Origin of the sequence: Pistricoccus aurantiacus, assembly GCF_007954585.1 — a bacterium.
Classification (GTDB): domain Bacteria; phylum Pseudomonadota; class Gammaproteobacteria; order Pseudomonadales; family Halomonadaceae; genus Pistricoccus; species Pistricoccus aurantiacus.
In genome coordinates this window covers 2,350,942-2,375,413 of record NZ_CP042382.1, presented here as the reverse complement: position 1 = coordinate 2,375,413, position 24,472 = coordinate 2,350,942, and the positions used below count along the sequence as shown (strand labels likewise).

The window sequence follows — 24,472 nt, the reverse complement described above, 5'->3', positions numbered from 1 at the left end:
GCACCGGGATCGAAGACGTCGGATGAAACGAATGTTTTACCCGAGGCTAGCCAAAGCGACGCCGCGAGTCAACACAAACGTTCTAATTAAAGAATAAATTCGGAACAAACGTTTTATTCCGGTCGAACATTTGACGTACACTAAGCGCCTATTCATTCAGCGGCCCAATGTCATGTCATCACCTCACCGCTCCTTGGAAGGCATCAATCAATCCCTGACCGCCGGCTATGCGGAACTCAGTCCGCAGCTCAAGCTGGCGGCGCGCTATGTGCAGGACTTTCCTCTGGAAATCGCCTTTCAGTCGATACGCAAGTCCGCGGACGCCGCCGGGGTTACCCCTTCCACGCTGGTACGCCTGGCAAAACGCCTGGGCTTCGAGAGCTTCGATACCTTTCGGGACGTCTTTCAGGCGGGCGTGCAGGAAGGCACGCTGCATGCGGAAGCGGTACGGCTCGAAGGCCGCGCCAGCCAGTTGAAACGCCAGACGGGAGACAGGGATTCACTGTTCAACAAAATCGGCGAGACGGCGTTCGAAAATATCGGCCGGCTATTCACGCCAGCCAATCGATCGAAGACCCAGACTGCGGCACAGTATCTGCTCCAGGCTAGGCAGGTGGCGGTGCTGGGCTTTCGCGACACCTTTGCCTGTGCCTATCACTTCGCCTACATGGGGCGAATCGCCATGCCTAACCTGCGCCTGATTCGCGGCCTGGAAGGCGGGCTGCTCACGGAACTGGCGTCCCTCGACAAGAACGACGTGGTAGTGGCCTTCGGTTTCGACCCTTACTGCGCGGAAACCCTGCGCGCCCTGCGGGTCGCCGAAACCGCCGACGTCCAGACCATCGTGATCACCGATAGCCCTCGCTCGCCCCTGGCCCCCGGAGCGGCGATACACTTCAACCTGAGCACCGCCACCCCCAATTTCTTTCCCTCGATTCTCGCCGCCATCACCCTGGGAGAAGCCATTTTGGCGGAATGCATCGCCCAAGGGCCAGACACTCTGGTGGAAAATATCGGCAGTTTCGAGGCACGCATGCGCGACCTGGGCGCCTACGTGGAAACCGATTGAGGGCTACAATGTCTGTGGAAAGGACTCCAATCCCCGCAGGAAGCGTTTCTTGTAGCCTTCAAAGAGTTCCTTGTCACGCTTGAACGCCTGCACCACCGCCTGTTCATCGAAGTGCATCGCTCTGGGTAGATCACTGCCATCCGGGGCAGGATGTCTGGGGCCTAGACCTACATGAGTCCCGTCATCTTCCTCGAACCAACGCTGGATACCGGCTTCACGAAAGATTTCGCGCTGGGTGTCATCGACCGCCTTGACCCGTAGGGGCGCCTTTTCCGCCAGGGCTTTCACCAGCTGCTGGGCGGGCCGGGCCACGGTCTCGCTTTCCAGGGCGGTAAGCAGTGCGACCTCCATGCTCTCGCCCTGCTCGTCGAGTACCAGCAGCGCCAGGGCCACCGGCCGCGAGCTGTCGTCCACCAGCGCCAGCACTCGAGCGGCCTGCTGCTCGAACAGCACGCCGATGGTACCGGCGAAGGTCACCAAGGGCGCGATGCCCGCCTCGTGACCGTAGACCTCGGCGCATAGCCGGGCGAGACACGCATTGCACTGCTGTTCATTCTTCACATGCACGACTTTCAACGGGCCATTCCTTCTTGCTCGAACAGAAAACCGCAGCCTAGCACATTCCGACTTTTTTACCGGCCCAAACGCCGACGCCCGCTTTAAGCGGGCGTCGTTCAACAGGCGTCGTTCAACAGGCGTCGTGATAAACCGCCTGAGAAAACGCTTCAGGGGATGAGAATCGTCGACCCGGTGGTTCGGCGATTCGCCAGGGCCTCCTGAGCCTTGCCCGCTTCGCCCAAGGAATAGCGCTGGCCGATATCGATCTTTACCTTGCCGCTTTCCAGCACCTCGAAGAGATCCTGGCTCATGCGTTCCAGACGCTCACGGGTATCCGCGTAGCCGTTGAGGGACGGGCGCGTCACGAACAGCGACCCCTTCTGGTTGAGGATCGCCAGATCGATGCCCTCCACGGAGCCGGAGGCATTGCCGAAGCTCACCAGCAGCGAGCGGGGTTTCAGGCAGTCCAGGGAGGTTTCCCAGGTGTCCTTGCCGACGCCGTCATAGACCACATCGCACATCTCGCCGTCGGTCAGCTTGCGCACCCGCTCGACGACATCTTCCTCGCTATAGTTGATGACTGCCCAGGCGCCGTTCTGCTTGGCTTTCTCGGCCTTCTCCCGAGTGCTGACGGTGCCGATCAGCTTGACTCCCAGCGCCTTGGCCCACTGGCAGGCAATGGAGCCCACGCCCCCGGCTGCGGCGTGAAACAGAATGGTCTCGCCGCCTTGCAGCGGATAGGTCTGACGCAGCAGATACTGAGCGGTCAACCCCTTGAGCATACCGCCGGCGGCGGTCTCGAACTCGACGCCCTTCGGCAGCTTGACGACCTTTTCCGCAGGCAGGGTGTGCAACTCCGCATAGGCGCCCAGTGGTCCCTGGGCGTAGGCAACGCGATCCCCGGGCTCGAGATGCGTCACGTTCTTCCCTACCGCATCGACAACGCCGGCACCATCGGTGCCCAGACCAGAAGGCAGCGACGGTGTCGGATACAGACCGGTGCGAAAATAGATATCGATGAAGTTGAGTCCGATGGCGTGATTCTTGACTCTGACCTCATCCGCTTGCGGTTCCGCAGGTTCAAAATCGACCAGTTCGAGTACCTCCGGACCGCCGTTGCGAGAAAACTGAATGCGCTTGGCCATCTTTTTCACCTCCGTCCCTGTTGATTTCGAGTCTCACATTCTCCGACTGGCGTCACAACTACATCTTCTGATAGCTGTAGCCGCGATTCCCGTAGATCGCTAGATCCGAGAGCGCGGAAAGCGTGACGGTCACATTGGCATCGACCCATTCATCCTTGTAACTATTTTCCGCCAAGGCCTGACCGCATACCTGCACCTTGACGCCGGCCTCGGTCAGTTTCCTGATCAGCTCGAGATTCGGGTTAGCGGTATTGAAACGCTGCTTGTACTGCTTGTCGTTCAGTACGCTGGCGGTGGCAGGACCATGAATGACTGCCACGAAATCCAGCTGATCCAGAGGCACGCCGGCAGACACGAAAACATTGACCGCTCGGGCAACGCGATTCAGCCCCGGATTGGGCTGGCCTTTCTGCTTGGAAGAATTGGCGACATCGAAGGCGACCTTGTAGGTTTTCGCCTTGTCCGGCTGCACGGCGGCATCCGGCTTGGGACGTATGCGCCCATAGCCTTCGATGGCCGGCGTCTGCCAGGAGTCCGCGGCGAACACGCTGCTCGCCGTGCCGCAGGTAGCGAGCAATGCCAGCAGCAGTGCGCCAACGCCTTTTTTCATGATACTGACTTTGTTCACGTTACAATCCTTGCAGGTCACACCTGTTGTTGCTCAATGAGTTCGGAAGTCATCAAGTCAGGCGACGTGCCACGCCGCCCAACAAGAAACGTCTAGTTCATGTACCAGCCGTGGCTCGCCACCACGGATTGGCCGGTCAAGGCATTGGTGGGGAAAGCGGCCAGGAACAGTGCCAGTTCAGCGATATCGCTGGTCTGGGTGAACTCCTTGTCCACGGTGCGACCCAGCATGACGTTATCGCGCACTTCCTGTTCGGAGATGCCCAGGTTTTCCGCCTGTTCGGGAATCTGCTTCTTGACCAGCGGCGTCTCCACGAAACCGGGGCAGATCACGTTGGAGCGCACGCCATACTTGGCGCCTTCCACCGCCATCACCCTAGCCAGACCGAGAATGCCGTGCTTGGCGGCGACATAGGCGGACTTCAGCGGCGAGGCTTCCTTGGAATGCACGGAACCCATGTACAAGAGCACGCCGGAATTCTGCTTGTACATGTGCTTGATGCAGGCCTTGGTGGTCAGAAAGGCGCCATCGAGATGAATCGAGGTCAGCTTCTTCCATTCCTCGAAGGGAAAATCTTCCACCCGATGAACGATCTGAATCCCGGCGTTGGACAGTAGAATATCGATACTGCCCCATTTTTCCGCCACCTTGTCCACGCCATCGTTGACCGCCTGCTCGTTGGTCACGTCCATTTCTACCGCCATGGCCTGGTCGCCCAGCTTGCTCGCCGCTTCCTGAGCGCTATCCATATTCACATCGGCAATGGCGACCCGGCCGCCGGCCTCGACGAAACGCTCGGCGATCTGATAGCCGATACCGCTGGCGCCACCGGTGATGACCGCGACTTTACCATCCAGTTTCATGATGCTTGCTCCTTGTAATGAAAGGGCTTTACAGCCTTTTTGACGTCGGCGTCTATTCCGCCGGACGTTTCCGTCTGGCAGGGATCGAGTCAGTAAGGATCGAAGACACGGATCCCTTCATCCGTGGCATCCGGCTCGAGCCATTCCTGCGTCTTCGTTTCCCGAATGACATCCCGATAGCCATCCTGCCAGTGCTCCTCCATGGAAGCGCGAGAAAACTGATAATCCTTGGCCTGTGATTCGTAGCGCTTGCGCTTGTAGATCAGATGCACGATGTCCACGCGACGCCGCTCCCCAAGCGCGAGATATTCCTTCACGGCCGGATCCTGGCGCTGTTCTTCCGAAAGGCGTTCGGCGATCTTGGCGATGGCTTGGCGCAGCTTGAGCTCGTGTCGATAGGCGTCGGTCACGGTTCGGGTACGGCTCGAATAGGTGATTTCCTTCTGCCGATCCTGTACATCCACCAGGTTGCGCGGCACCGACCCACGAGCATTCCAAAGGTCGACCTGGAAGACCAGCATGTCGCGTTCATCGGGCTGTCGCAATACATGGCTCAGCGGCGTGTTGGAGACCAGGCCGCCATCCCAGTAGAAGGCGCCGTCCACCTCCACCGGCGGCATGGCCGGGGGCAAGGCACCGCTGGCCATGACATGCTCCGGACCGATGCGTTGGTAGGCATTGTCGAAATAGGTGAAATTGCCCGTCTCGATATTGACCGCGCCCAGAGACAAGCGCGTATGGCCGGCGTTGATACGTTCGAAATCCACCAAGGCGTCCAGGGTCTGGCGCAGGGGCGTGGCGTCATAGAAGCTGGTCGCCCCCCGGGCACCGCTGAATTGAACGATCGGCTGGGGAAAACGCGGCTGGAAGAAACGAGGAACGCCCAGCATCATCACCGCCCAGGCGTTGTACATGTTGAACCACCGACGCGGGTAGTCACCATCCGGGGCGCTAAAGTTCAAGCCGGCGGAAACCCCTTCCCAGAAGGCACGCAGCCGCTCGACTCGCCGCTCCGGCGGATTGCCAGCGATGATCGCGGCGTTGATGGCACCGATGGAAATACCCGCCACCCAGTCCGGCGTATAGTTGTTCTCCATCAGGGCTTCATAGGCGCCGGCCTGATAAGCACCCAAGGCACCGCCGCCTTGCAGCACCAAAGCGACGTTGGTCATCGTTGACGATTCCTCTGCCGACCGGTGCCAGTGGCCGGAATCCGACGGCTTATCCTGCGTCCTCGCCATACCGAATTCAATTTTTCAAGAATGCCTACCGTCATAGGATGCCTTCCAGCATAGCCAATTGATTGCAGCCATGGATGTCGACTTACCGTACAGCATTATAAATAGCAAGCTAATTTTATTATTTCTACACCTTTTCTATCAGCAATACAATCTCGACTTTTGTCACCCAGCGTCTTTTAAGAAAACGACGATCCTGGCGTTAGCTTAGAATCTATCCGTAAATAATATTCACTTTAAGCGGTACCTTCCGAAACGCGATAATGGCCGCCGCCAATTGGTTGAGGGCGCGAAAGCTGCGCGCCAGCTTTTCGTAACGCACCAGAAGCTTGCGAAACCGATTGAACCAGCTATGAGCGACTTCCACGATCCAGCGCCGGAACCTGTCAACCTGATTCGGACAGATCGTTAAAAATTAGTGTCGATTTCGTCTCGGTGTTGCCCGCCGCCGATAGCGTCGGGAAGTTCACCACACTGTAGGGCGCTGGGTCGTCGTCATCGGGCTGTACCGGATTGATCGAGACACTGGCCGGAGGCATCACCACCTTGGGGCGTCCGCGTAGGAACCGCTCGGGGTGCGCCTCGAAGCTGTCATCGAGCGCTCGCTGGCGGACCTTCGCTATCTCGCGATATCGGCCGGTGAAGACCTGCTCCGGCGTGAAGCCAGCCAGCCCGCTGTGATGGTGCTGCAGGTTGTACCAGTCGACGTAGGCGCTATACCACTGCCGGGCATGGACGATGCTCTCGAAGCGCCCGGGATAGTCGGGCTGGTACTTGCTGGTCTTGAACTGGCTTTCGCTGAACGGGTTGTCATTACTCACCCTCGGGCGGCTATGGCTGCACGTCACCCCCAGCTCTCCCATGAGGTCCAGGTAGCTCCGGGCGATCATCGGCGAGCCTCGATCCTGGTGGAGCGTCAGCGCTCCATGCGGGATTCCGTAGCGATCTACGGCCTCCTGGAAGAGCTGCTGAGCCAAGGCGGCATTCTCCTTGTGAGAGACCATCCAGGCCACGATGAAGCGGCTGTAAAGGTCCAGCACCACGTAGAGATTGAGGTAGACGCCGCGTCGCCGCGTGGGCAATTTGCTGATGTCCCACGTCCACGCCTCATTGGCGGCCCTTGCCGTGATGCGTGGCACCGCATGGTGTTGGGGCGCACGCTGAGGACGGCGGTCACCGCTCTCCTTGGCCTCACGCAGCTGCCGGTACCAGGTGCTGAGCGAGCCGAGATAGATCCCTTGCTGCAGCAGGTCGTGGTAGATCTCATACACCGGCTGATCCCGGTAGGGCTCGCTATGCGCGATCTCCAGCATTTGCGCTCGCTCCTCGGCCGACAGGGCTCTGGGCTGCGGACAGTGCCGGCGCGAGGTGGAGGCCCCAGTAGAAGGCTCATGGCGGCGTTTTCGCCAGGCGTACACCGTGCTGCGGTTGATGCCCAAGGCTCGACTGGCCATGGCCAATGGAAGCTGCGCCGGGCGCTCTTCGAGCACCGTGATCATGGTTCGCTCCCATTGTTCATGCGATCGAGCATCGATAACGCTTTTTTTTGGAGCGATAGGCAATCTTCGGCGGTCGAGAGCTTCTGCTGAAGATGGGCGTTCTCACGCTCCAGTGCCTCGATACGCTTCTGCTCCGGGGTCTTGCTCGGGTTCGGGCCTGGGGCGGTCTTGTGGAGCTTCTCCACGCCGTTCTCGGCAAGCTCCTTGCGCCAGGTGGTCAGCTGGCTGCTGTACAGCTTTTCGCGGCGCAGCAGCTCTCCAAGTTCGCCATGCCGACAGGCATCGGCTTCTGCCAGGATGCGCAGCTTGTACTCGGTCGAGAACTGACGACGCGTGCGCTTCTCCAGCTTGGGGTTCGGCGTGACCTGATGATCGGGCAGCGCGGTTGGCGGTTTAGGCATGATACGGGCTCCTGAACCTCGGGCTCTGATATTGAGCTTAACTCACTGAGCCGGTGTATGGATTCAGGTTGACACACAGGGGCGCCGAGCTCGTTTACCAGGACGCTGCTTGAGCTGTTGCGCTTCCTCATGCCGTCCCCGGACATGCGGAATGTAGCCATGCCCCAGCATCGTCGACATGGCAGCCTTTCCTCGGTAGCCAGCATCGGCACATAGATGCTTGGAACGGCGAATAGGCGGGTTGGGACGTTTGATCTGGATCGCGTCGAGTACCGCCTCCATCTGGGTCACATCATGCCGATTCGCGCCGGTAACGGTGAGTGATAACGGGACGCCACGCCCGTCGACCAACAAATGCCGCTTGCTGCCGTTTTTTTCCCCGGTCAGTCGGATTGGGACCGACCTGTTCCTGTGCCAGCGGCGCTTTCAGCGTCGCGCCATCAATGCTCTGCCAACGCCAGGCGATACCTTCCATCTCGTCGTACTCGGCCAATCCGGCTCGCCAGAGTGCCTCAAAGAAGCCGGCAGCCTCCCATTCCAGGAACCGCTTATGGACGGCACTGGCACTGCCAAAACGTTCAGCCGGCAACGCCTTCCACTGACATCCTGTCCGTAACACATACACGATGGCTTCGAAGACCAGACGAGCAGGCTTGGGCTTGCGCCCACCGCCGGGCTTGCGCTGGTATTCCCGGTTCGCTGACCTAGACTGCGCCGGGGGAATCAATGGCGCTACGCGGCTCCAGAACTCATCCGTCACTTCCCAGGAGTTTACACCCATGAGGAAAATCCCGTACTGCTGAAAACGTCACCCCAGCGTGCACCAATCACTATTTACGGACAAGTTCTTAGTCCCGCGCAGCGAGCGCCACGTCATCCAGTGCCCTTGCCGGCCTTTCTCCCCAGATCAATTGGCGGTGATCGAATGGCTGCGCCAGGGTAGGTTTGATGATTTCAAAGTAAGGCGATACATCGAAATCCCGGGGAACGTAGTGACTGTAATGCCGCGGATACAGCACTTGAATATCGCAGCCTCGACAGCCCGGCGCCAAGGATTGCGCCGCCGCCACTCGGGGCAGAATCGGATATTGAAGGGACTGAAACGCTTGAGCGATAAGCGTGGAACAGATCGCTCGGGTAGGATCACCGCTTCCAAAGGCCAGCATACAGCGCCGCCAACGCCTCGGTATGGGTGGGGTGGGAATCAGGTAACGGGCCAAGTCGATGATGTTCTTGAGATCGTACTGGTAGCCCAGGCGCTCACCGGCATAATCGATGAGGCGATCGATTTCCTCGGTGTTCAAGCCAACCGGACGACATATACGACAGTGAAAGCCTTGAAAAGCCTCCAGCCCGACCCGGCGTACTCCTTCGCGAATATCCGCCTCGATAAAGCCCTGAGCGCCACCTCCCCAGCCGGCATAAGCCTCACCGATATACAGCGCGGCGTGGGACCAGGTCGATTGCGTCAAATACTTGATCGCCGTGCTGACCCGTGTATCCCCCTCCACCAGCACCACATCACCGGGCCGCAAGCACGCTGACAACAGACTTGGATCAGTTGGCTCCAAGGCACGGTTGCCGGCGATGGGTTCGCTCAAGTAACAGCTCAGCCAATCCCCCAGCGTACCGAGTATAGGGTTCACCGGCCCTCCTCGCGCTCATCGCGCCCTGCGTTCATGACAAGTTCAGTTTAGTCGGCTTGCGACCGACACTCTTACATGTACTACTGTGCGTCTTTTGCTTGAGCGGAACGCTTGATGACAACGAGACACGATGATTCCTCGCCGCCTCGCCTATGGGCCCATCGCGGGCTCTCCTTGCATGCCCCGGAAAATACCCTGGCAGCGGTACGTGAAGCGCATAAAGCAGGATGCCAATGGGTGGAACTGGACGTTCAACTGCTGGGGGATGGTACGCCGGTCATCTGGCACGATAGCGACACCAAACGCTGCGCCAATGCCAACGCCAGACTTTCCAGACTGACGTTGGAAGCGGCGCGCAAGCTGGACGTGGGCGCCTGGTTCTCACCAGGATTCGCGGGCGAGCGCATGGCGACACTGGAGGAAATGCTGGCACTGCTGATTGAGTTGAAGATGGGGCTCAACCTGGAACTCAAGCTGAACCGGGGGCGGGATCCCTGTGCCTTGGCCGAGGTCGTGATTCCTCGAACGCTAGCGGCTTTCCCCGCAGAGCGGCTGATCGTTTCCTCGTTTTCTCGAGACGCTTTGGAAGCTGCCCGCGAGATAGAAAAGGACCCGAAGCGGCTTCGCCTGGGATTGCTTTACAAGGGAGTACCGCGAGACTGGCGGAAAGACGCCGAGCGCGTCCAGGCCTACAGCGTGCATGGGAAGTGGCGGCGCCTGACAAGGCAACGCGCCGAAGAAGTGAAGCGGGCGGGACTGAAACTTTTCTGCTATACCGCCAACGACCCGAAGGCGTTCGCCCCGCGTTGGGAATGGGGAGTGGATGGGGTGATCAGCGATGATCCGAGGGTTTTCAACTGATCCGCCGTGACCCATGGGATAGTCTGTCAATAAGCATTCTGGTGAGAAAAGCCCTTGATGATGGTCAAGAAGATGATGCGCAGATCCAGCCAGAGCGACCAGTTGTCGATGTACCAGAGGTCATATTCAACTCGGCGCTCCATCTTTTCAAGGGTATCCGTCTCGCCGCGCAAGCCGTTGACCTGCGCCCAGCCGGTGATACCCGGCTTCACCTTATGGCGCCACATGTAGGACTGCACCAGTTCCTTGTAATATTCGTTATGCGCCAGGGCGTGGGGCCGCGGGCCAACGATTGACATGCGACCCTGCAACACGTTATAGAACTGCGGCAACTCATCCAAGGACGTGCGCCGCAGAAAAGCGCCAAGCCGAGTGACCCGCGGGTCGCCTTTGGTGGCCTGAGTGACGATGCCGGTCCTTTCCTCATGCACTTCCATGGAGCGAAACTTGTAGACCTTGAACTGCTTGCCGTTGACCCCGGTACGGTACTGCTTGAACAACACCGGCCCGGATGACGTCATCTTGATACCAATGGCAATGGCGATACACGGCAGTGCAATAATCAAGGTAATCAAACTGCCGATCACGATATCTTCCAGGCGTTTGACGATGCGTGCCACACCGCTCATGGGCGAAACGCTCAGATCGATGGCAAAGCGCCCCGCCACCTCACTCATGCGATGATTCAACAAGTGCATATCGCGAAAATCCGGCACGAAACGAAGCTCGGCGGTGTGATTTCGCAAGGCATAGAAAATTGCACGTACCACGCTGCCCATTTCCAGCGGAACACAGATCCAGACTTCTCGAGCGCCAGACGCTTCGACGCGGCGTGCCAATCGATTCAACAAGGTTTCGTCCGGCGGTTTCGAGAAACGCTCGACCCCGGCGATGGAGTAGCCTTCACCAGCCGCGCTGCGCATGCCCCTGGCCACGTCCACCAGATTGTGCCCCGGCCCCACCAGGAATACCGAGCGCCGCGCCATACCTTTTATGCGTGCTCGACGTAGCACCAGCTGAGCCAATATTCGCGCACCGCCCGCCATCGCGTAGGAAAGGATTAGCGTCAACCCGATCCAGAGCCGGGAATAACGCTCCGCCACATGAGCAAAATAAATAATGGAAGCCGCCAAGACACCCACGATGAACCAAGCCATCGCCAGCCGACCCAACAAGGTGAAGAGACTGGTGATACGCCAGCGGCTATAGGCATCCATCAGATTGTTGAGAAGTACCGCCGACAGCGCCATGACAGTAATGGCCAGGACGTAGCGATCATGCAGCTGGAAATTACCGAAGCGCATTCCGTGGGCGATAAAACCGCTGAGCACGATCGCCAGAATATCGACTATCGGTACCACTAATGGCGCTGGGTAGCGCTCGGTCAATGCTAACGACTTGCGAGACATTATGTATTCCGGCTTAACAACGTCCGTATTTATCTTGAAACCGGACAACATCATTCACATTCATGTAGATATTCGTTTTCATACTAACTTGACAAGAATAATCATTTACAATAAAGATGGCAGCTTTTTATTAACAATATTAATATGAGCGTGCGTATAGTCACGCATCTTATTATAAGTTGAGAACAGCATGAGTGTGTAGCACTTGGCATTATTTAGCGCTTCCATGAAAGCTTGGCTATCCTGCATGTATTCATGCACAAGTTGATTGCGTCATTTACGTGAGCCTAGAGTGAAGAATACATTCTTGTCCGTCATCGATTGCCAGCGCCAGATATGAGTCACAAGGCCGCCTAAAACAAGATTGTGCACATATACGCCCGTACCAAACGAATTATAGGACTCGAACTGATTGACGAATACCCAGTAAAAGAAAAAAGAAATACCAAACAAAGCAATATCATTTGGTATGATACCACTGCGCCAAGCAAGCCAGGTTCCTCGAGCAATCCAAGTTGCTAATGCCATAATTACCAATATGCCAAGCACGCCATAGGCTACCCAAATCTCCAACAGAAAATTATGTAAATGCCCATACTGTGCCTTTACAGCTGGATTCAACCATGCGGTGTGTTCCATCACTAGGGCACGACCTTCACTCCCCCAGCCGACAAATGGCCGCTGTTTAATCCATTCACTAGCTGCTATCCAACTATTAATGCGTGTGCCGATACTAGTATAGGGTATCTGCTCCACATCGCCTTGCAGAACCTGTGCGACGACCTGGGACTCTTGTGTGATACGTGCCATTAACGGCTTTTTGAAAGCCAAGACGGCAACTAGCGATACCACTAGTACAACTGACAAGCAGATCAATAGCGGCTTGGCAATGTGACGTCCCTGGCTTTTCATTAACGCCCATAGAGAGCCCAAACAGCCCGCTACAAGAAATGCGGTCAGCGTTCCCAGCCAAACAGCACGTGTCTGACCGATAAAGACACCTGTCACACAGAGCCCAAACACAATCAGCCAGATAAGAGCTCGCCACCATACGACACGCATGCCAGACATCACGAAACGTTGGGTGAATATCACGACACCGATCAGTGCTACTCCGAACAGCATGGAGCCATGTTGAAGGTTTCTCACTCCGAAGCCAACGCGCTCTCCGCCAAGCCCGCGCAACCACTCGGCAACACCCCCACCCAAGGTAAAAGACGCAACCAGATAGCCGGCTACTGCTATTCCCCAAACCAAGAGAGTATTTCGCGTGCTCCCTCCAAGCCACCAGGCGACAGCAATGAAGATAAACAGTTTAGCGAGACGATCTAACTGGGGATTATCGGCCACCCATTCCGGGTGATGCAGATAGCCAAGCCCCCATGACAGTGTCTGAACAAGAAGCGCAGCGAGTAACAGCCAGAGAACCGCGGAGCTTCGAATACCACGACCGTATATCAGCACAGCAATCAGACCCAACATGGCCATCAGTGTGCCACTCAAGTCTCCTACCTCACCCCATAGCATACGCAATGCAGCATAGCCCAGCAGTCCCGCCACTCCTAGGCACCACATAGCTCTTGGGCAGTTCCAATATTCAGGCACTTCCCAAAAGCTACACCGGTACATCTTGCCACTCGTAAATACAGTTTCTATATACCACCGCTAGTGTCCTTGGTATTATTCAAAGTGTTGAGTCAGAAGAAGCTGGTATGTATCATCTACTTGCCAAACGCCTACTGAACCTTCTCATCTCGCACTTCGTAACCGTGCGGATTGCTTGCTTGCCAGCGCCACGTGTCGGCCATCATGTCGTCTAACGTTTTCTCGGCAACCCATCCCAATTCCTTCATAGCCTTGGTGGCATCCGCCCAGAAAACAGGCAAATCACCCGCACGTCGAGCACCGAAACAATACGATATCTTTACTCCAGTCACACGAGTGAAGCTCTTCACCATCTCGAGCACCGAGACACTCTGCCCGGCCCCCAGATTAAAGATGGAAACGCCCGGCTCGCTTACTGCCTTCAGGGCTTTAAGATGGCCGATAGCCAAGTCTACGACATGGAGATAGTCTCGCTCACAGGTGCCGTCCTTAGTCGGGTAGTCATTGCCGAAAATTGTCAGTGCATCTTGCCGCCCGACAGCAACTTGGGCGATAAAGGGTATTAGATTATTAGGGATGCCCTGCGGATCCTCACCGATCAAGCCAGAAGGATGTGCTCCGATAGGATTGAAGTATCTCAATAGTGCTACCGACCAGCGCTTGTCGGCTACCACCAGATCCTCGAGCAGCTTCTCCACCATTGCTTTGGAGGAGCCATATGGATTGGAGGTAGTACCGCGCGGTGTGGTTTCCACATAGGGTACAGGGGACTCGCTTCCATACACCGTTGCTGAAGAACTAAAAATGAGCCGCCTTACGCTCGCAGCCTCCATCGCTTGGCAGAGCACTATAGTGCCGCAGACATTATTTTCATAATAAGCTAATGGTCTATTGAAGCTTTCTCCCACTGCTTTCAGGCCTGCGAAATGAATCACCGTATCAATATCGTGTTCGGCAAATACTTTATCCAGCAAAGCTCGGTCTCGAATATCACCCTCGACAAAACCGATAGCCTTTCCAGTGATTTTTTCAGCTCGCTTTAAAGCCAAGACACTTCCATTGAACAGATTATCGATCACGACAACATTGAACCCAGCTTCAGTAAGCTCTACAACAGTATGTATGCCGATATAGCCCGCGCCTCCTGTAACCAGAATCGCCATTGAATCCTCTCGCTTACTCACTCATTTAAGCACTTGACATCAACATTCATTCGCTCCCCCACTGGTGAAATGTGACAGTGGCAGCGATCTTCAGTATCTGCTAAAGAAACGTTACAAAAATACCACAACGTAGCAGCCCTACGGTAGGTTGCGGGGTAAGCTCGGTGGTCTGCTTTATCAGTGTATCGATAATTAGTGCAAATATTTGTGATGGTAGTACTCAGCCAACGCATCATTCTCAAGCAGTATCGCTATGACTCGTGAAAAATATAAAAACGATGACCTCTTGTACTCTTGACCTGACTTGACTTGACTTGACTTGACTTGACTTGACTTGACTTGACTTGACTTGACTTGACTTGACTTGACTTGACTTGACTTGACTCAGAAAGGTTATCGCCGGCGCAACATTTGCGTCCAGTAACAACTTAGATCGTAAGCGAATACAAGGATGAATTTTGGGTAATCTAGAAAATAACGACGTATCAGTTTGGGCTCATCGATCATGCGATATAGCCAACGAAGATTCATTCGATCCATCCACTCGGGATAATACTGGGTACCACCACGCGCAGTCTGATGCAGAAAACCGCCACAAGTGTAGCCCTTACCCATCCAGCCCGCTGCTTTAAGATCGACAAGGAATTTTTCTTGCGCGGGAGTGCCCATACCGACGACTACGATGGAAGGATTCTTCTCGACTAACTCAGCGATGACATCGTTCCGCTCTTGTACATTAGCGAAGAAGCCATGTCGTGTACCACATACCTTTAACTTCGGGAATGCATGCTTGAACCGCGCAACGGCCTCGTCCGCGACGCCGGGCTCACTACCTAAAAAGTAGATATCGTTGCCGGACTCGCTAGCTTCGCGAAATACTACTGGTGCAAGAGAGGTCATGTCGAAACTGGTACGCTGGACATTGCTCCCTGCCAGACGCATCAAAAAAACCAGTAAGACCCCATCATATAGAATGCAGTCTAAATGACTTAACATATCGATTTCTTTTCTGGCGATAAGATAAGAATACGGATTTAGAAAAGTTACTATTCTACAGGAAATTTCTTTTTCCTTATTAGACTTTTCCTTCAATAAAAACAATAAACGGTTCATTTTTTATGATTAATCAACTATATAGATAAAAAATAAAGCAACACCAAAAATATTAAAAATTGAATTTTCAGCGTCTAAGGAAACGCTCGCGACGGATGACTTTATTTTTGTTCTAGCATTTGGCCTGAACAAAGAGTATTTTCTTAATCAGGGCTTGGATCAGGCAAACACTGTCTCTGTACATCACAAGGATTTGTCTGAAAAGTCCGTACGCAAGCAGCGTTCTATACAGGCCAGGCATGCGTCGTCGTCTGCGTGAGGAGTGGAGCCCGCAGCAGATCCGCCACCTTCCTGATGCTCAAGCCTTGCTCGAGGCTGACTTGAATCGTGGCGCGTTCTTCGATGCAGAGTTCAGAATAGGACATGGACACAACACCTTACCGAATGGGTCAGGTGTTGCACTCAGAATTTGCGGCCAAGCTCTGATTGTTTTTGATAGCTATCAAGCTCAGCATTACCGCCAGAATAATAGCATAAGGGGAAAAAGCCTCTTCTTGAAAAATAGAATTTCCCATCACCAAAACAAAGTACCAAAAAACAACACCATAAGAAGTAAAAACTAAGTAAGAAACTTTAGAAAAAAACCTTACGTAATCTATTAGCAAAAGAAAAATAGCCAACACCCCTACCACCCCCATCCCCGTAATCATAAGCGCAAGAACAGACTCCCCTTTTAGACCAGATGATGTAACTTCATCTCCTTCTAATGTCAAAGCTCCAGCAAACCCTATTCCTTCACCAAGTAAGTTCTCTCCTAAATATGAAAAAGAATATATCAAAGAAACTATGTGCGGATTCCTTACTACCCACCCTATCGAAACAATGCTAGTCAAAACAGCTAATATTAAAAAAACAGGAAGAGTAAAGATCTTACTATTTTTATATAGAAGCGCCGAAAATAGAGAAATAATCAAGGCTATGAATGGACCTTTTGCCATAAATAAAATTGTTGCGAAAACAAAAAAAACTGAAATTATAAACTTGTTTTTTATGAAGTAATAGATAGTGAAAAAAGCCGCCACATAAGCAGAACTTATAGGGTGCAATATCACTCCCCAAGGCCGATAGATTCTATACTGTTCAAAAATCTCGAAATTAAAAATACGCCTATGAGATTGAACTAACAATTCTTCTATTGTCGCCACATCTCTACCTTTTAAATCCATAAAACTTAAAACATTAAAAACTCTAAAAAAGTGTTCTGTAAAAACCATCTCAAAAAAAAGGATTGCTATAAAAATAGCTGCTAAAAAGTTAATGAGCAGTGATTTATCAAACTCAAATTTCTGATGATTCTTTAAAATCAAAAGCCCCAAAAAAGGGTAAAGAAGAAACCTCAAATATATAGTGGACTGAATCGGACCAATAGCAAAAAAACCAATCAAATAATAAAAAAATATTAACAATAGATATGTGACTGTTATGAAAGAAACTTTCCCTCCTCTCATCAACAAAACAATTAATGCGATAAAAGAGAAAATCAAAATATCTAAAGCAGAAAGGAAAAGATAATAAACTTCACCAATCCATGGAGAAATTATTGATATGAAAATATTAGAAAGCAATAAACATATAAGAAAAACCCCAAAACCAAAATTAAGCTTTCTTCCCACTATTAAATGCTCCTCACTAAGCTTGGCGGCTAACGTGCTTAAGAAAGCCGTTGTAAAAGCTGGCACCCCTCAATACTATTGCACTTAGTCATTGAGATCACCTACTTTTTAGAGCTACTTAGTGCACTTCGCCGCCCATGCACTATATTCTGTTGCATGTTCACAAAAAATTTTCTTTAATTCTTTATTTAATGCTAATTTTTTCTTGGCTTTTTCAGGTAAAAGTTCGTAAAAATTTATAGCTTCGATACCCGTAAGAATGGGCACCGTAATAAGCGCCCCTGAGTTAAACCCCGCCACATACTTGCAAGCTGAATCAATTAACGCGATTTCGGCAGGCATTTCTGTGTTATATAACCGAAAGCCTTTGAAACGCTTACTTACATTAGAGTATTCCAAAGGGTGCGCTTTAACATACATTACGACACCTTTTTCGAGAAATATATTTTCTATATTCTTTAAAATTAAAAAAAATTCAGGTTGAGATAAAACACCAAGTTCAACCAATGGAGAGGAAAAAAAAATAACCATGGGATTATTATTGTGAACAACTGATCTTTTTTTTTCATCATTAAGAAAAATACTTTTTTTTAATACCAAACAAGCCTCAGTATATTTTTTTTTAACTTCTTTTTTAGAAAAATCGGATGCTCCTATCACACCCCATTTAAAATTTAAAAAAAAGCGCGTGGAAAATATTTTTTTTAGAAAAAACTTTAAAAAGTAGAACTTTTTTCCTTCTCTTAAGGCCACCTCTTTTTCCTGTTTTAAACTTGAGTAGGAACCTATACCTTCTTCAAAAGAAAAAGTTTTCAAAGCTTTTCCTTTGTATTTTTCTTTGAGAAAAAAGAGAGAACTTGGTTTAAAGTAAGTATGATGCCCAATATAAATACAACTCTCAGTAACTTTTTCGAACCGCAGATACCTGTGCAGAAAAAAAGAGAAAAGATCTTTGATTCCCGCACAGCATTCTTGTTTCTTGATGATTACTCTAATACCACTGGTTGTGATAAAATCAGCTTCTTCTAGTAGCAAGTCTCCCTTCATACTTGGAATGATATTTACATTAATTAAGTCTCCTTGCCTCCCTTTCGACAGACAAAAGGCCAATGAACTTATCAGATGGAAAGGTGTAATAATATCAAATACATAAAACTTCGACACCATGCTACTTTTGCTCGCTCAAGACATCTAGACTAGATGGTGTGTAGGCGGATACATCCACTTTTACCCTCTTGCCCATAATGGACTGCAGATACTTCGGCGCCAATCCATACCCCGGCCTGACACTCCTTACCGCATCCTCGGTAATGATATCACCTGCCTTGAGATCCTTGACGAAGTACAGCGATCGGCGGAACTGTACATTGCCCTGCTCGCTGGATTTACGTCCGTAGTCGACTTTGCCAAGGGCTTGCCAGGCAGTCTTGCTGTCGCGGCACAAGGCTTCAAGCTCTTTCGATTCCAGCGAGAAGCTGTCATCCGGGCCGCCGCCGTTACGGTCGAGGGTAAAGTGCTTTTCAATCAGGCTGGCACCCAGCGCGACGCTGGTGATGGCGGTGGTGTTGTCGAGGGTGTGGTCCGACAGGCCGGTGACCAAGCCGAAGCGTTCGATCATGTCGGGGATGGTGCGCAGGTTGTAATCTTCCGCCGGCGCCGGATAGCCGCTCACGCACTGCAGGATGGCTAGCTCCTTACAGCCGGCACCCTTCGCGGCATCGATGGCTTCCTGGATTTCCTTGGCATCCGCCATGCCGGTGGAGATGATCATCGGCTTGCCGGTGCGCGCAACGTATTCGATCAGCGGCAGGTCGACGGCCTCGAAGGAGGCGATCTTGTAGGCGGGCGCATTCAGGTCTTCGAGCAGGTCGACGGCGGTATTGTCGAAGGGCGAACTGAAGATGGTGATACCCAGCTTTCTCGCATGCTCGAACAGCGGCTGGTGCCATTCCCAGGGCATGTGGGCTTCTTCGTAGAGCTCATAGAGGGTACGCCCATCCCACAACCCACCTTTGATACGAAATTCCTCGCTATCGCAGTCGAGGGTGATGGTGTCGGGGCGATAGGTTTGCAGCTTGACCGCATCCGCCCCGGCCTTCTTGGCTTCTTCGATAATCTGCAGGGCAGTCTCGAGCTTACCGTTATGATTGGCGGAGAGTTCGGCGATGATGTAAGGCGGCGCATCGGCGGCGATGCGCCGTCCGGCGATAGTGATATGAGGGAGGGACATCAGATGCTCTCTCCTGATTGAGATGGCCACTCGTGGTGCAACAGACCGAAGCAGACCATTGAATGAAACTGTTCTCCATCGAAATATTGATCACGCAATAGGCCTTCCTGCTGAAAACCCAGCCGTCGATGGAAGCGAATGGAGCGCTCATTAAAAGCCAGCGCCTGGCCGCAGAGCTTGTGCAGGCCCAGCTCGCCGAAGGCAAACGTGAGAGCCGACTGACCCAGCTGCCGGCCGGTGCCACGAGGCGCCTCAGGCGCAAGATAGAAGCCCCAATCGGCGATGGGTCCCTGCTGATGCTGGGTGATGTTGACGAACCCTGTGGGCGTGCCTGCCACCGCGAAGATCAGCAGATGCTTGGCGGGATCCTGCGAGGCACGCTCGAACCACTGCCGGTGTTCATCGAGACGGATTTCATGCCGGGTATACATGTAACGGCGCACCTCGGGGTGATTGCGCCAGGCCAGAACCCGCTCAAGATCGTTTGCCCTCATCTCGCGTAAACGACTATTCATCGGACACGGCCTGGCTGTGGGCATGCATGGCGGTACACAAACGAGTGAGCCCCTGACCATCCGTGAGATCAGCGGCGGCCCGACTCATGGTTGTCAATGTGTTAGGTGTCAGGAGCGCACGTAATGCCTCGGGTAATGCAAAGCGAAGCGTATCGCTACCCCCAATCAGTCCACCGGCGCCCATCGCTTGCAGTGCACCGGCAATGATGCGTTGATTCACCGCCAGTACCACCATCAGCGTCGGCAGGCCCAGACAGCAGCGCTCCCAGGAGGTGCTGCCCGCCGCGCCGATGGCCAGATCCGCCTGAACCATGCGTTCGGCCATATCGGTGACATTCACCGCCACTTCGGTGGGCCAGGGCATGGTGGCGGCCTGGTCCTTGACCTGGGCAAGCCAAGGCGCATTGCCACCCATCACCACGCTGATACGACAATCCTCGGGAAGCGGGCAATCGCCCAAGGCGTCGAGTACCGTGCCGGTCGCATTGTCCTTGTCGATGCCGCCCATGCTGATCAGCAGCCGCTTGAGTCGCGGCATCGCGCGTCGGGCCAGACTGGTCTCACGCAGGCAGGCGAACTCGGGGCGAAGCAAGGCATAGCGAGGGCCGATCAAACGAGTGCAGCGCTCGGGCACGAGCCCGGCATAATCGTCGGCCTGGCGTCCGAGGTTTTGATCGAGCAACAGATCGCAGCGATGTTCACGATCCGCCAAATCGTCGATGACCAGCAATCGACAGCCTGGGGGAAGCACGGCCTCTTCCCAGCACCTGTCCAGGGCGTAGTGATCGACCACCAGCCAGTCCGGACGTAAACCTTCGATAAGCTCGCGGCTCCAGCGGGCATCTTCCTGCCAGCTCGCCCCCAGCCAATCCGCATGGGCGAGGCGAGGCGTATCCTGACGCTCTTCCAGGGTTTCCGGCTGGAGAGGCAGGGTATCTGTGTCGAATCCCTGAGCGCGAATCGCCTCGATCAGATGTCCCGGATGCGCGCGGCACAGGAAATGACACTCGGCGCCTTGCTCACGCAGGGCGTCCGCCAGGGTCAGGCAGCGCATGACATGGCCGGTGCCGATCGTCAGTGAGGCATCGACACGGAAGACCACAACCATGGGCGATGCGTCGGATGAAAGACTCATGACGCCGCCGTTTCGGCTTGCCAGCTGCGAAACAGCCATTCGGCCCGCTGCCAGTCTTCCGGCGTATCGATATCCTGTACCCGATGCCGGGGCAGCATGACCGGGGCGGCCTGCGCGGAAAAGATCGGTCGGCCCTCGCACCAGGCCTCGGCCCGTCCCCAATAGAACTGGCCGGCATCGTGAAAGGCGTCCTCGAGATCCTGGGAGCGGGTGGTGACGTGTTCGGGCTGGAACATCGCTACGCGGCCCTCAGGTGTGATACGGATCGCGCGCTGAATGGGAAAGGCGTAGCTGGTCACGGAAAAAGCGTAGTCAACGGCCTGTTCTTCAAGAATCGCCAGGCCGCGCCGAAGGTCTTCCGGCTGAACGAAAGGCGCAGTAGCGTACAGACAACAGACCGTCTGGGGTGCCTGATCATGTTCACGCAGCCAGTCGATGGCCTGGGCGATCACCGGGATCGTGCCGGTATGATCGTCCGCCAGTTCTTTTGGCCGCAAGAAAGGCACCTCGGCGCCCCATTGCCGGGCAACCTCGGCGATCGCATTATCGTCGGTGGAAACGATCACCCGGTCGAAGCAGCCGCTGGCCAAGGCTGCCTGGATGGACCAGGCGATCATCGGCCTGCCCCCGAACGCCTTGATATTCTTGCGCGGAATCCGCTTGCTGCCGCCTCGGGCGGGGATGATGGCGACACGGTGATTCAGCATGGCGTAAACAGGGCTCCAAACCTCTCCAACAATTGGCGATCAACGTCACTGACCAGGCGATCCATCGCCTCGAGTGCCCCCTCCATAGCAGCAGGGCTGATTTCGTGCAGTCTTCCCTGTTTGTCTTCGCCATTACGATGCACGATGTCGTGTCGGCAGCGGATGACGTCAAGCACCGCATCGGTGATCTCGATTCTGATATCAAACGCCTCGCGAAATAGCGGTTCCACGTCCGACAGGTTATAAAAGTTGATATGCCGAATCAGGGTGACCAGGTAGTGATGAAGATTGCTTCTCAAGGCGAACTCGAGCGACATACGAACGTTTTTGAATTTCTTGGCATTGGCGACGCTGATGGCCAGAGAAGGCGCTTGGTCAATCAAATGCAGGGCGACAGCTTGTAAATAGACTTCAAGGCTAGTGACTACATTGGCATAGAGCAGCCTACGAATCAGTGGATCGTCCTGCTCAGATCGCAACCGAAGCTCCTGGATGGAACGCGCGAAGTCAGCATAATGCTTAGTCGTCGTTGAGTCTGACTTCATAGTGCAGTTCCCTGATCACATCCGGGTCGGTGGGGTATTCTTCGAGCGACCATGTGATGCCCACCATCGTGGAATCAATCACGATGGTATATTCATTTCCTGCCTCATCAACAAAGGTATCTGTATTTTCTACGACGCTGTCCGATAGGCGTTCGGCAAGCAGATTCGGCGAAGGGATGCTGGCGATATGCACCAAGCGTTTTCCTCGATGGATATACAAGTAACCGCCACTCAACGCGACTCGATTATCGCTGCCTTCCAGATGATCAGCGAATTCATTGCCAGCGCTTTTAGCCATCGCCATGGGTACCTCCTACTGCGCGGACCAACACACAGGATGGGATAAACGTTCACGATGCCTGCACTGACACTGCCGACCTGACGGCAACCACTACCTCATCCTGTTGCGCGTCGCTCATCGTCGGGAACAGCGGCAGGCTGATCGCTTCTTCATAATAGGCTTCGGCCTGGGGAAAGTCGCCTTGCCGAAAACCCAGCTGCCGGTAGTAGGGCTGCATATGCACCGGAATATAGTGCAGGTTGACGCCGATGCCCTGCTCGCGCAGGGATTCGAAGACGTCGCGATGACTTTTCTCGATTCGCGTCAGATCGAGGCGGATCACATACAGGTGGCGCGCGGACACGCTGTCCGGATGCTGCCAGGGGGTGGTCAGCGGCAGCTCCGCCAGCCGCGTGTCGTAGCGCTCCGCCAGGGCGTTGCGCCTTGCCACGTAGTCATCCAGCCGAGTCATCTGCGCGACCCCTAGGGCGGCCTGCAATTCGGTCATGCGGTAGTTGAAGCCCAGGTCGACCTGCTGGTAATACCAGGGGCCGTCCGGCGCGTGGGTCATCAGGTGCGGTTCGCGGGTGATGCCATGGCTGCGCAGCAGGGTCATGCGTTCGGCCAGCGCATCGTCGTGGGTCAGCGCCATGCCGCCTTCGGCGGTGGTGATGATCTTGACCGGATGAAAGCTGAACACGCTGATATCGCTGTAGCGACCGTTGCCGATGTATTCGCTCTGATATTTGCCGCCGATGGCGTGGGAGGCGTCTTCGATGACCTTGAAACCGTAGCGCTGGGCCAGTTGGTGGATCGCTTGCATGTCGCAGGGCTGCCCGCACAGGTGCACCGCCACCAGGATCTTGGGCAATCGCCCGTCCCGCTCGGCCTGTTCGAGCTTGGCGGCCAGCGCCTGCGGGCAAAGGTTATAGGTGCGCGGGTCGATATCGACGAAATCGACCTTGGCGCCGCAGTAAAGCCCGCAGTTGGCGGAGGCGACGAAGGTGATCGGCGAAGTCCACAGCCAGTCGCCCTCGCCCAGCCCCAGGGCCAGGCAGGCGATATGCAGCGCCGAGGTGGCACTGTTGACCGCCAAGGCGTGGCGCGCGCCGACCTTCTCCGCCACCGCCTGTTCGAAGCGGGGCACCTGGGGCCCCTGGGTGAGAAAGTCTGACTGCAGCACCTCGAGTACCGCCTCGACATCCTCTTGCCGTATATCCTGACGACCGTACGGAATCATCAGATGCTCCCGATCTTTTCCCGGTTGGCGTCGATCCAGGCCCGCAGCTCCTCGTCACGCATCCAGTCGCGGTTGGTATCACTGGAATAGACGAAGCCTTCCTCGACCTTCTTGCCGTCCTTGATGCGATTGGCGTCCTGGTCCCAGCTGTTGATGGCCGGCAGGATCTTGAAGTGCTCCGGGTACTCGTAGGTGTAGTGGGAATCCTCGGCGCCGATCATCTGTTCGTGGAGCTTCTCGCCGGGGCGAATGCCCACGATGTGCTGTTCGGCTTCCGGGGCCACCACCCGACCCAGGTCGGTCATCTTCATGGACGGGATCTTCTTGACGTAGATCTCGCCGCCTTCCATGTCCTCGAAGGCGTGCCAGACCAGCTCGACGCCCTCCTCCAGGGAAATCATGAAACGGGTCATGCGCGCGTCGGTGATCGGTAGCACGCCCTTATCCCGGACCGACATGAAGAACGGAATCACCGAACCCCGAGAGCCCATGACGTTGCCGTAGCGCACCACCGCGAAGCGGGTGGTATGGCCGCCCGCATAGGAGTTGCCCGCCACGAACAGCTTGTCCGAGGCCAGCTTGGTGGCGCCGTAGAGGTTGATCGGACTGCTGGCCTTGTCCGTGGACAGTGCCACCACCCGCTTGACCCCCTTGTCGATACAGGCATCGATCAGGTTCATGGCGCCGTTGATGTTGGTCTTGACGCACTCGAAGGGGTTGTACTCGGCGGTGGGCACGATCTTGGTGGCCGCCGCGTGCACCACGTAGTCGACCCCGTCCAGGGCGCGGTACAGCCGCTCGCGGTCGCGCACGTCGCCGATAAAGAAGCGCACCCGTGTATCGCCCTGGAACCGCTTGGCCATTTCCCACTGCTTCATCTCGTCGCGAGAGAAGATGATCACTCGCCGGGGATTGAAGCGCTTCAGCAGCATGGGCACGAAGGTATGGCCGAAGGAACCGGTGCCGCCGGTTATGAGAATCGAAGCGTTGTTGAACATAGACTATCCGT

Annotated in this window: 24 protein-coding genes and 3 pseudogenes; 2 read left to right on the top strand and 25 right to left on the bottom strand. The window is 54.7% G+C overall.

Going from position 1 to position 24,472, the window contains the following annotated elements; translation table 11 throughout:
• The first annotated feature begins 172 nt into the window (after nt 1-172).
• Nucleotides 173-1,069: a MurR/RpiR family transcriptional regulator gene (locus tag FGL86_RS11330; RefSeq protein WP_147184654.1), complete on the top strand. Its 897-nt coding sequence runs from the start codon at nt 173-175 to the stop codon at nt 1,067-1,069.
• Nucleotides 1,070-1,072: 3 nt separating this feature from the next.
• On the opposite strand, the gene FGL86_RS11325 is transcribed toward FGL86_RS11330, so the two are convergent.
• The 10 genes and pseudogenes from FGL86_RS11325 to FGL86_RS11280 all read right to left on the bottom strand — a co-directional run bounded on the left by FGL86_RS11325 (nt 1,073) and on the right by FGL86_RS11280 (nt 9,047).
• Entirely contained in the window at nt 1,073-1,636 is a 564-nt protein-coding gene (locus FGL86_RS11325; protein WP_342780087.1) for a hypothetical protein, read from the bottom strand.
• A gap of 158 nt (nt 1,637-1,794) precedes the next feature.
• On the bottom strand, nt 1,795-2,772 hold the full coding sequence (locus FGL86_RS11320; RefSeq protein ID WP_147184652.1) for an NADPH:quinone reductase: 978 nt from the start codon (nt 2,770-2,772) through the stop codon (nt 1,795-1,797).
• A gap of 58 nt (nt 2,773-2,830) precedes the next feature.
• On the bottom strand, nt 2,831-3,400 hold the full coding sequence (locus FGL86_RS11315) for a DsrE family protein (RefSeq protein WP_222433750.1): 570 nt from the start codon (nt 3,398-3,400) through the stop codon (nt 2,831-2,833).
• Nucleotides 3,401-3,492: 92 nt separating this feature from the next.
• Nucleotides 3,493-4,263 carry a 3-hydroxybutyrate dehydrogenase gene (locus FGL86_RS11310; protein ID WP_147184651.1) on the bottom strand — a complete coding sequence of 257 codons (771 nt, stop codon included), beginning with the start codon at nt 4,261-4,263 and terminating at the stop codon, nt 3,493-3,495.
• 89 nt (nt 4,264-4,352) lie between these two features.
• A complete protein-coding gene (locus FGL86_RS11305) occupies nt 4,353-5,435 on the bottom strand; it encodes a DUF3734 domain-containing protein (protein WP_147184650.1) in 1,083 nt (360 codons plus the stop codon).
• A gap of 280 nt (nt 5,436-5,715) precedes the next feature.
• Nucleotides 5,716-5,880 (bottom strand): annotated as a pseudogene (locus FGL86_RS11300) (transposase); the annotation flags it as partial.
• Nucleotides 5,881-5,887: 7 nt separating this feature from the next.
• Nucleotides 5,888-7,000 carry an IS3 family transposase gene (locus FGL86_RS11295; RefSeq protein WP_147183772.1) on the bottom strand — a complete coding sequence of 371 codons (1,113 nt, stop codon included), beginning with the start codon at nt 6,998-7,000 and terminating at the stop codon, nt 5,888-5,890.
• Nucleotides 6,997-7,401, bottom strand: coding sequence for a transposase (locus FGL86_RS11290; RefSeq protein WP_147183356.1), 405 nt, complete (start codon nt 7,399-7,401; stop codon nt 6,997-6,999). Before FGL86_RS11290 ends, FGL86_RS11295 begins: the two co-directional genes overlap by 4 nt.
• A gap of 81 nt (nt 7,402-7,482) precedes the next feature.
• Nucleotides 7,483-8,182 (bottom strand): annotated as a pseudogene (locus FGL86_RS11285) (IS5 family transposase); the annotation flags it as partial.
• Between the two features lie 67 nt (nt 8,183-8,249).
• The gene (locus FGL86_RS11280) at nt 8,250-9,047 is read right to left on the bottom strand and encodes a YiiX/YebB-like N1pC/P60 family cysteine hydrolase (protein WP_246131606.1); all 798 of its coding nucleotides are present in this window, start codon (nt 9,045-9,047) and stop codon (nt 8,250-8,252) included.
• Nucleotides 9,048-9,161: 114 nt separating this feature from the next.
• Between FGL86_RS11280 and FGL86_RS11275 the strand changes: the two genes are divergently transcribed.
• Entirely contained in the window at nt 9,162-9,908 is a 747-nt protein-coding gene (locus FGL86_RS11275; protein ID WP_147184649.1) for a glycerophosphodiester phosphodiesterase family protein, read from the top strand.
• A gap of 26 nt (nt 9,909-9,934) precedes the next feature.
• On the opposite strand, the gene FGL86_RS11270 is transcribed toward FGL86_RS11275, so the two are convergent.
• The 15 genes and pseudogenes from FGL86_RS11270 to pseB form a co-directional block, all read right to left on the bottom strand.
• Complete coding sequence (locus FGL86_RS11270) at nt 9,935-11,317, bottom strand: undecaprenyl-phosphate glucose phosphotransferase (protein WP_147184648.1); 1,383 nt, start codon at nt 11,315-11,317, stop codon at nt 9,935-9,937.
• Between the two features lie 273 nt (nt 11,318-11,590).
• Entirely contained in the window at nt 11,591-12,877 is a 1,287-nt protein-coding gene (locus FGL86_RS11265) for an O-antigen ligase family protein (protein ID WP_246131605.1), read from the bottom strand.
• 176 nt (nt 12,878-13,053) lie between these two features.
• Entirely contained in the window at nt 13,054-14,085 is a 1,032-nt protein-coding gene (galE, locus tag FGL86_RS11260; RefSeq protein ID WP_147184647.1) for a UDP-glucose 4-epimerase GalE, read from the bottom strand.
• Between the two features lie 393 nt (nt 14,086-14,478).
• The gene (locus FGL86_RS11255; protein ID WP_147184646.1) at nt 14,479-15,198 is read right to left on the bottom strand and encodes a WecB/TagA/CpsF family glycosyltransferase; all 720 of its coding nucleotides are present in this window, start codon (nt 15,196-15,198) and stop codon (nt 14,479-14,481) included.
• A gap of 263 nt (nt 15,199-15,461) precedes the next feature.
• Nucleotides 15,462-15,563: pseudogene (locus tag FGL86_RS11250) on the bottom strand (helix-turn-helix domain-containing protein); the annotation flags it as partial.
• A gap of 24 nt (nt 15,564-15,587) precedes the next feature.
• Nucleotides 15,588-16,877, bottom strand: coding sequence for a hypothetical protein (locus tag FGL86_RS11245; RefSeq protein WP_147184645.1), 1,290 nt, complete (start codon nt 16,875-16,877; stop codon nt 15,588-15,590).
• Between the two features lie 48 nt (nt 16,878-16,925).
• Nucleotides 16,926-17,978 carry a polysialyltransferase family glycosyltransferase gene (locus tag FGL86_RS11240; RefSeq protein ID WP_147184644.1) on the bottom strand — a complete coding sequence of 351 codons (1,053 nt, stop codon included), beginning with the start codon at nt 17,976-17,978 and terminating at the stop codon, nt 16,926-16,928.
• 1 nt (nt 17,979) lies between these two features.
• The gene (pseI, locus tag FGL86_RS11235; RefSeq protein WP_147184643.1) at nt 17,980-19,041 is read right to left on the bottom strand and encodes a pseudaminic acid synthase; all 1,062 of its coding nucleotides are present in this window, start codon (nt 19,039-19,041) and stop codon (nt 17,980-17,982) included.
• Complete coding sequence (pseH, locus tag FGL86_RS11230; RefSeq protein WP_222433749.1) at nt 19,041-19,556, bottom strand: UDP-4-amino-4,6-dideoxy-N-acetyl-beta-L-altrosamine N-acetyltransferase; 516 nt, start codon at nt 19,554-19,556, stop codon at nt 19,041-19,043. The genes pseI and pseH overlap by 1 nt, the downstream gene beginning before the upstream one ends.
• Entirely contained in the window at nt 19,549-20,691 is a 1,143-nt protein-coding gene (pseG, locus tag FGL86_RS11225; protein ID WP_222433748.1) for a UDP-2,4-diacetamido-2,4,6-trideoxy-beta-L-altropyranose hydrolase, read from the bottom strand. Before pseG ends, pseH begins: the two co-directional genes overlap by 8 nt.
• Nucleotides 20,688-21,398, bottom strand: coding sequence for a pseudaminic acid cytidylyltransferase (gene pseF / locus FGL86_RS11220; protein WP_147184642.1), 711 nt, complete (start codon nt 21,396-21,398; stop codon nt 20,688-20,690). The genes pseG and pseF overlap by 4 nt, the downstream gene beginning before the upstream one ends.
• A complete protein-coding gene (locus FGL86_RS11215; protein ID WP_147184641.1) occupies nt 21,392-21,943 on the bottom strand; it encodes a hypothetical protein in 552 nt (183 codons plus the stop codon). The genes pseF and FGL86_RS11215 overlap by 7 nt, the downstream gene beginning before the upstream one ends.
• Nucleotides 21,918-22,247 carry a hypothetical protein gene (locus FGL86_RS11210; protein WP_147184640.1) on the bottom strand — a complete coding sequence of 110 codons (330 nt, stop codon included), beginning with the start codon at nt 22,245-22,247 and terminating at the stop codon, nt 21,918-21,920. The genes FGL86_RS11215 and FGL86_RS11210 overlap by 26 nt, the downstream gene beginning before the upstream one ends.
• Nucleotides 22,248-22,293: 46 nt before the next feature.
• Complete coding sequence (gene pseC / locus FGL86_RS11205) at nt 22,294-23,463, bottom strand: UDP-4-amino-4,6-dideoxy-N-acetyl-beta-L-altrosamine transaminase (RefSeq protein WP_147184639.1); 1,170 nt, start codon at nt 23,461-23,463, stop codon at nt 22,294-22,296.
• Nucleotides 23,463-24,461 (bottom strand): UDP-N-acetylglucosamine 4,6-dehydratase (inverting), encoded by a 999-nt coding sequence (gene pseB, locus FGL86_RS11200; protein WP_147184638.1) that lies wholly within the window; start codon nt 24,459-24,461, stop codon nt 23,463-23,465. Before pseB ends, pseC begins: the two co-directional genes overlap by 1 nt.
• Between the last annotated feature and the right edge of the window lie 11 nt (nt 24,462-24,472).

What these genes read in the sequence shown, in the direction of transcription:
- FGL86_RS11270 (WP_147184648.1), bottom strand. Translation starts at nt 11,317, where the DNA reads ATGTCTCGCAAGTCGTTAGCATTGACCGAGCGCTACCCAGCGCCATTA.
- FGL86_RS11305 (WP_147184650.1), bottom strand. Translation starts at nt 5,435, where the DNA reads ATGACCAACGTCGCTTTGGTGCTGCAAGGCGGCGGTGCCTTGGGTGCT.
- pseH (WP_222433749.1), bottom strand. Translation starts at nt 19,556, where the DNA reads ATGAATAGTCGTTTACGCGAGATGAGGGCAAACGATCTTGAGCGGGTT.
- pseI (WP_147184643.1), bottom strand. Translation starts at nt 19,041, where the DNA reads ATGTCCCTCCCTCATATCACTATCGCCGGACGGCGCATCGCCGCCGAT.
- FGL86_RS11255 (WP_147184646.1), bottom strand. Translation starts at nt 15,198, where the DNA reads ATGAACCGTTTATTGTTTTTATTGAAGGAAAAGTCTAATAAGGAAAAA.
- FGL86_RS11275 (WP_147184649.1), top strand. Translation starts at nt 9,162, where the DNA reads ATGACAACGAGACACGATGATTCCTCGCCGCCTCGCCTATGGGCCCAT.
- FGL86_RS11240 (WP_147184644.1), bottom strand. Translation starts at nt 17,978, where the DNA reads ATGGTGTCGAAGTTTTATGTATTTGATATTATTACACCTTTCCATCTG.
- FGL86_RS11215 (WP_147184641.1), bottom strand. Translation starts at nt 21,943, where the DNA reads ATGAAGTCAGACTCAACGACGACTAAGCATTATGCTGACTTCGCGCGT.
- galE (WP_147184647.1), bottom strand. Translation starts at nt 14,085, where the DNA reads ATGGCGATTCTGGTTACAGGAGGCGCGGGCTATATCGGCATACATACT.
- pseG (WP_222433748.1), bottom strand. Translation starts at nt 20,691, where the DNA reads ATGAGTCTTTCATCCGACGCATCGCCCATGGTTGTGGTCTTCCGTGTC.
- FGL86_RS11310 (WP_147184651.1), bottom strand. Translation starts at nt 4,263, where the DNA reads ATGAAACTGGATGGTAAAGTCGCGGTCATCACCGGTGGCGCCAGCGGT.
- FGL86_RS11295 (WP_147183772.1), bottom strand. Translation starts at nt 7,000, where the DNA reads ATGATCACGGTGCTCGAAGAGCGCCCGGCGCAGCTTCCATTGGCCATG.
- pseF (WP_147184642.1), bottom strand. Translation starts at nt 21,398, where the DNA reads ATGCTGAATCACCGTGTCGCCATCATCCCCGCCCGAGGCGGCAGCAAG.
- FGL86_RS11210 (WP_147184640.1), bottom strand. Translation starts at nt 22,247, where the DNA reads ATGGCGATGGCTAAAAGCGCTGGCAATGAATTCGCTGATCATCTGGAA.
- FGL86_RS11320 (WP_147184652.1), bottom strand. Translation starts at nt 2,772, where the DNA reads ATGGCCAAGCGCATTCAGTTTTCTCGCAACGGCGGTCCGGAGGTACTC.
- FGL86_RS11290 (WP_147183356.1), bottom strand. Translation starts at nt 7,401, where the DNA reads ATGCCTAAACCGCCAACCGCGCTGCCCGATCATCAGGTCACGCCGAAC.
- FGL86_RS11330 (WP_147184654.1), top strand. Translation starts at nt 173, where the DNA reads ATGTCATCACCTCACCGCTCCTTGGAAGGCATCAATCAATCCCTGACC.
- pseB (WP_147184638.1), bottom strand. Translation starts at nt 24,461, where the DNA reads ATGTTCAACAACGCTTCGATTCTCATAACCGGCGGCACCGGTTCCTTC.
- pseC (WP_147184639.1), bottom strand. Translation starts at nt 23,463, where the DNA reads ATGATTCCGTACGGTCGTCAGGATATACGGCAAGAGGATGTCGAGGCG.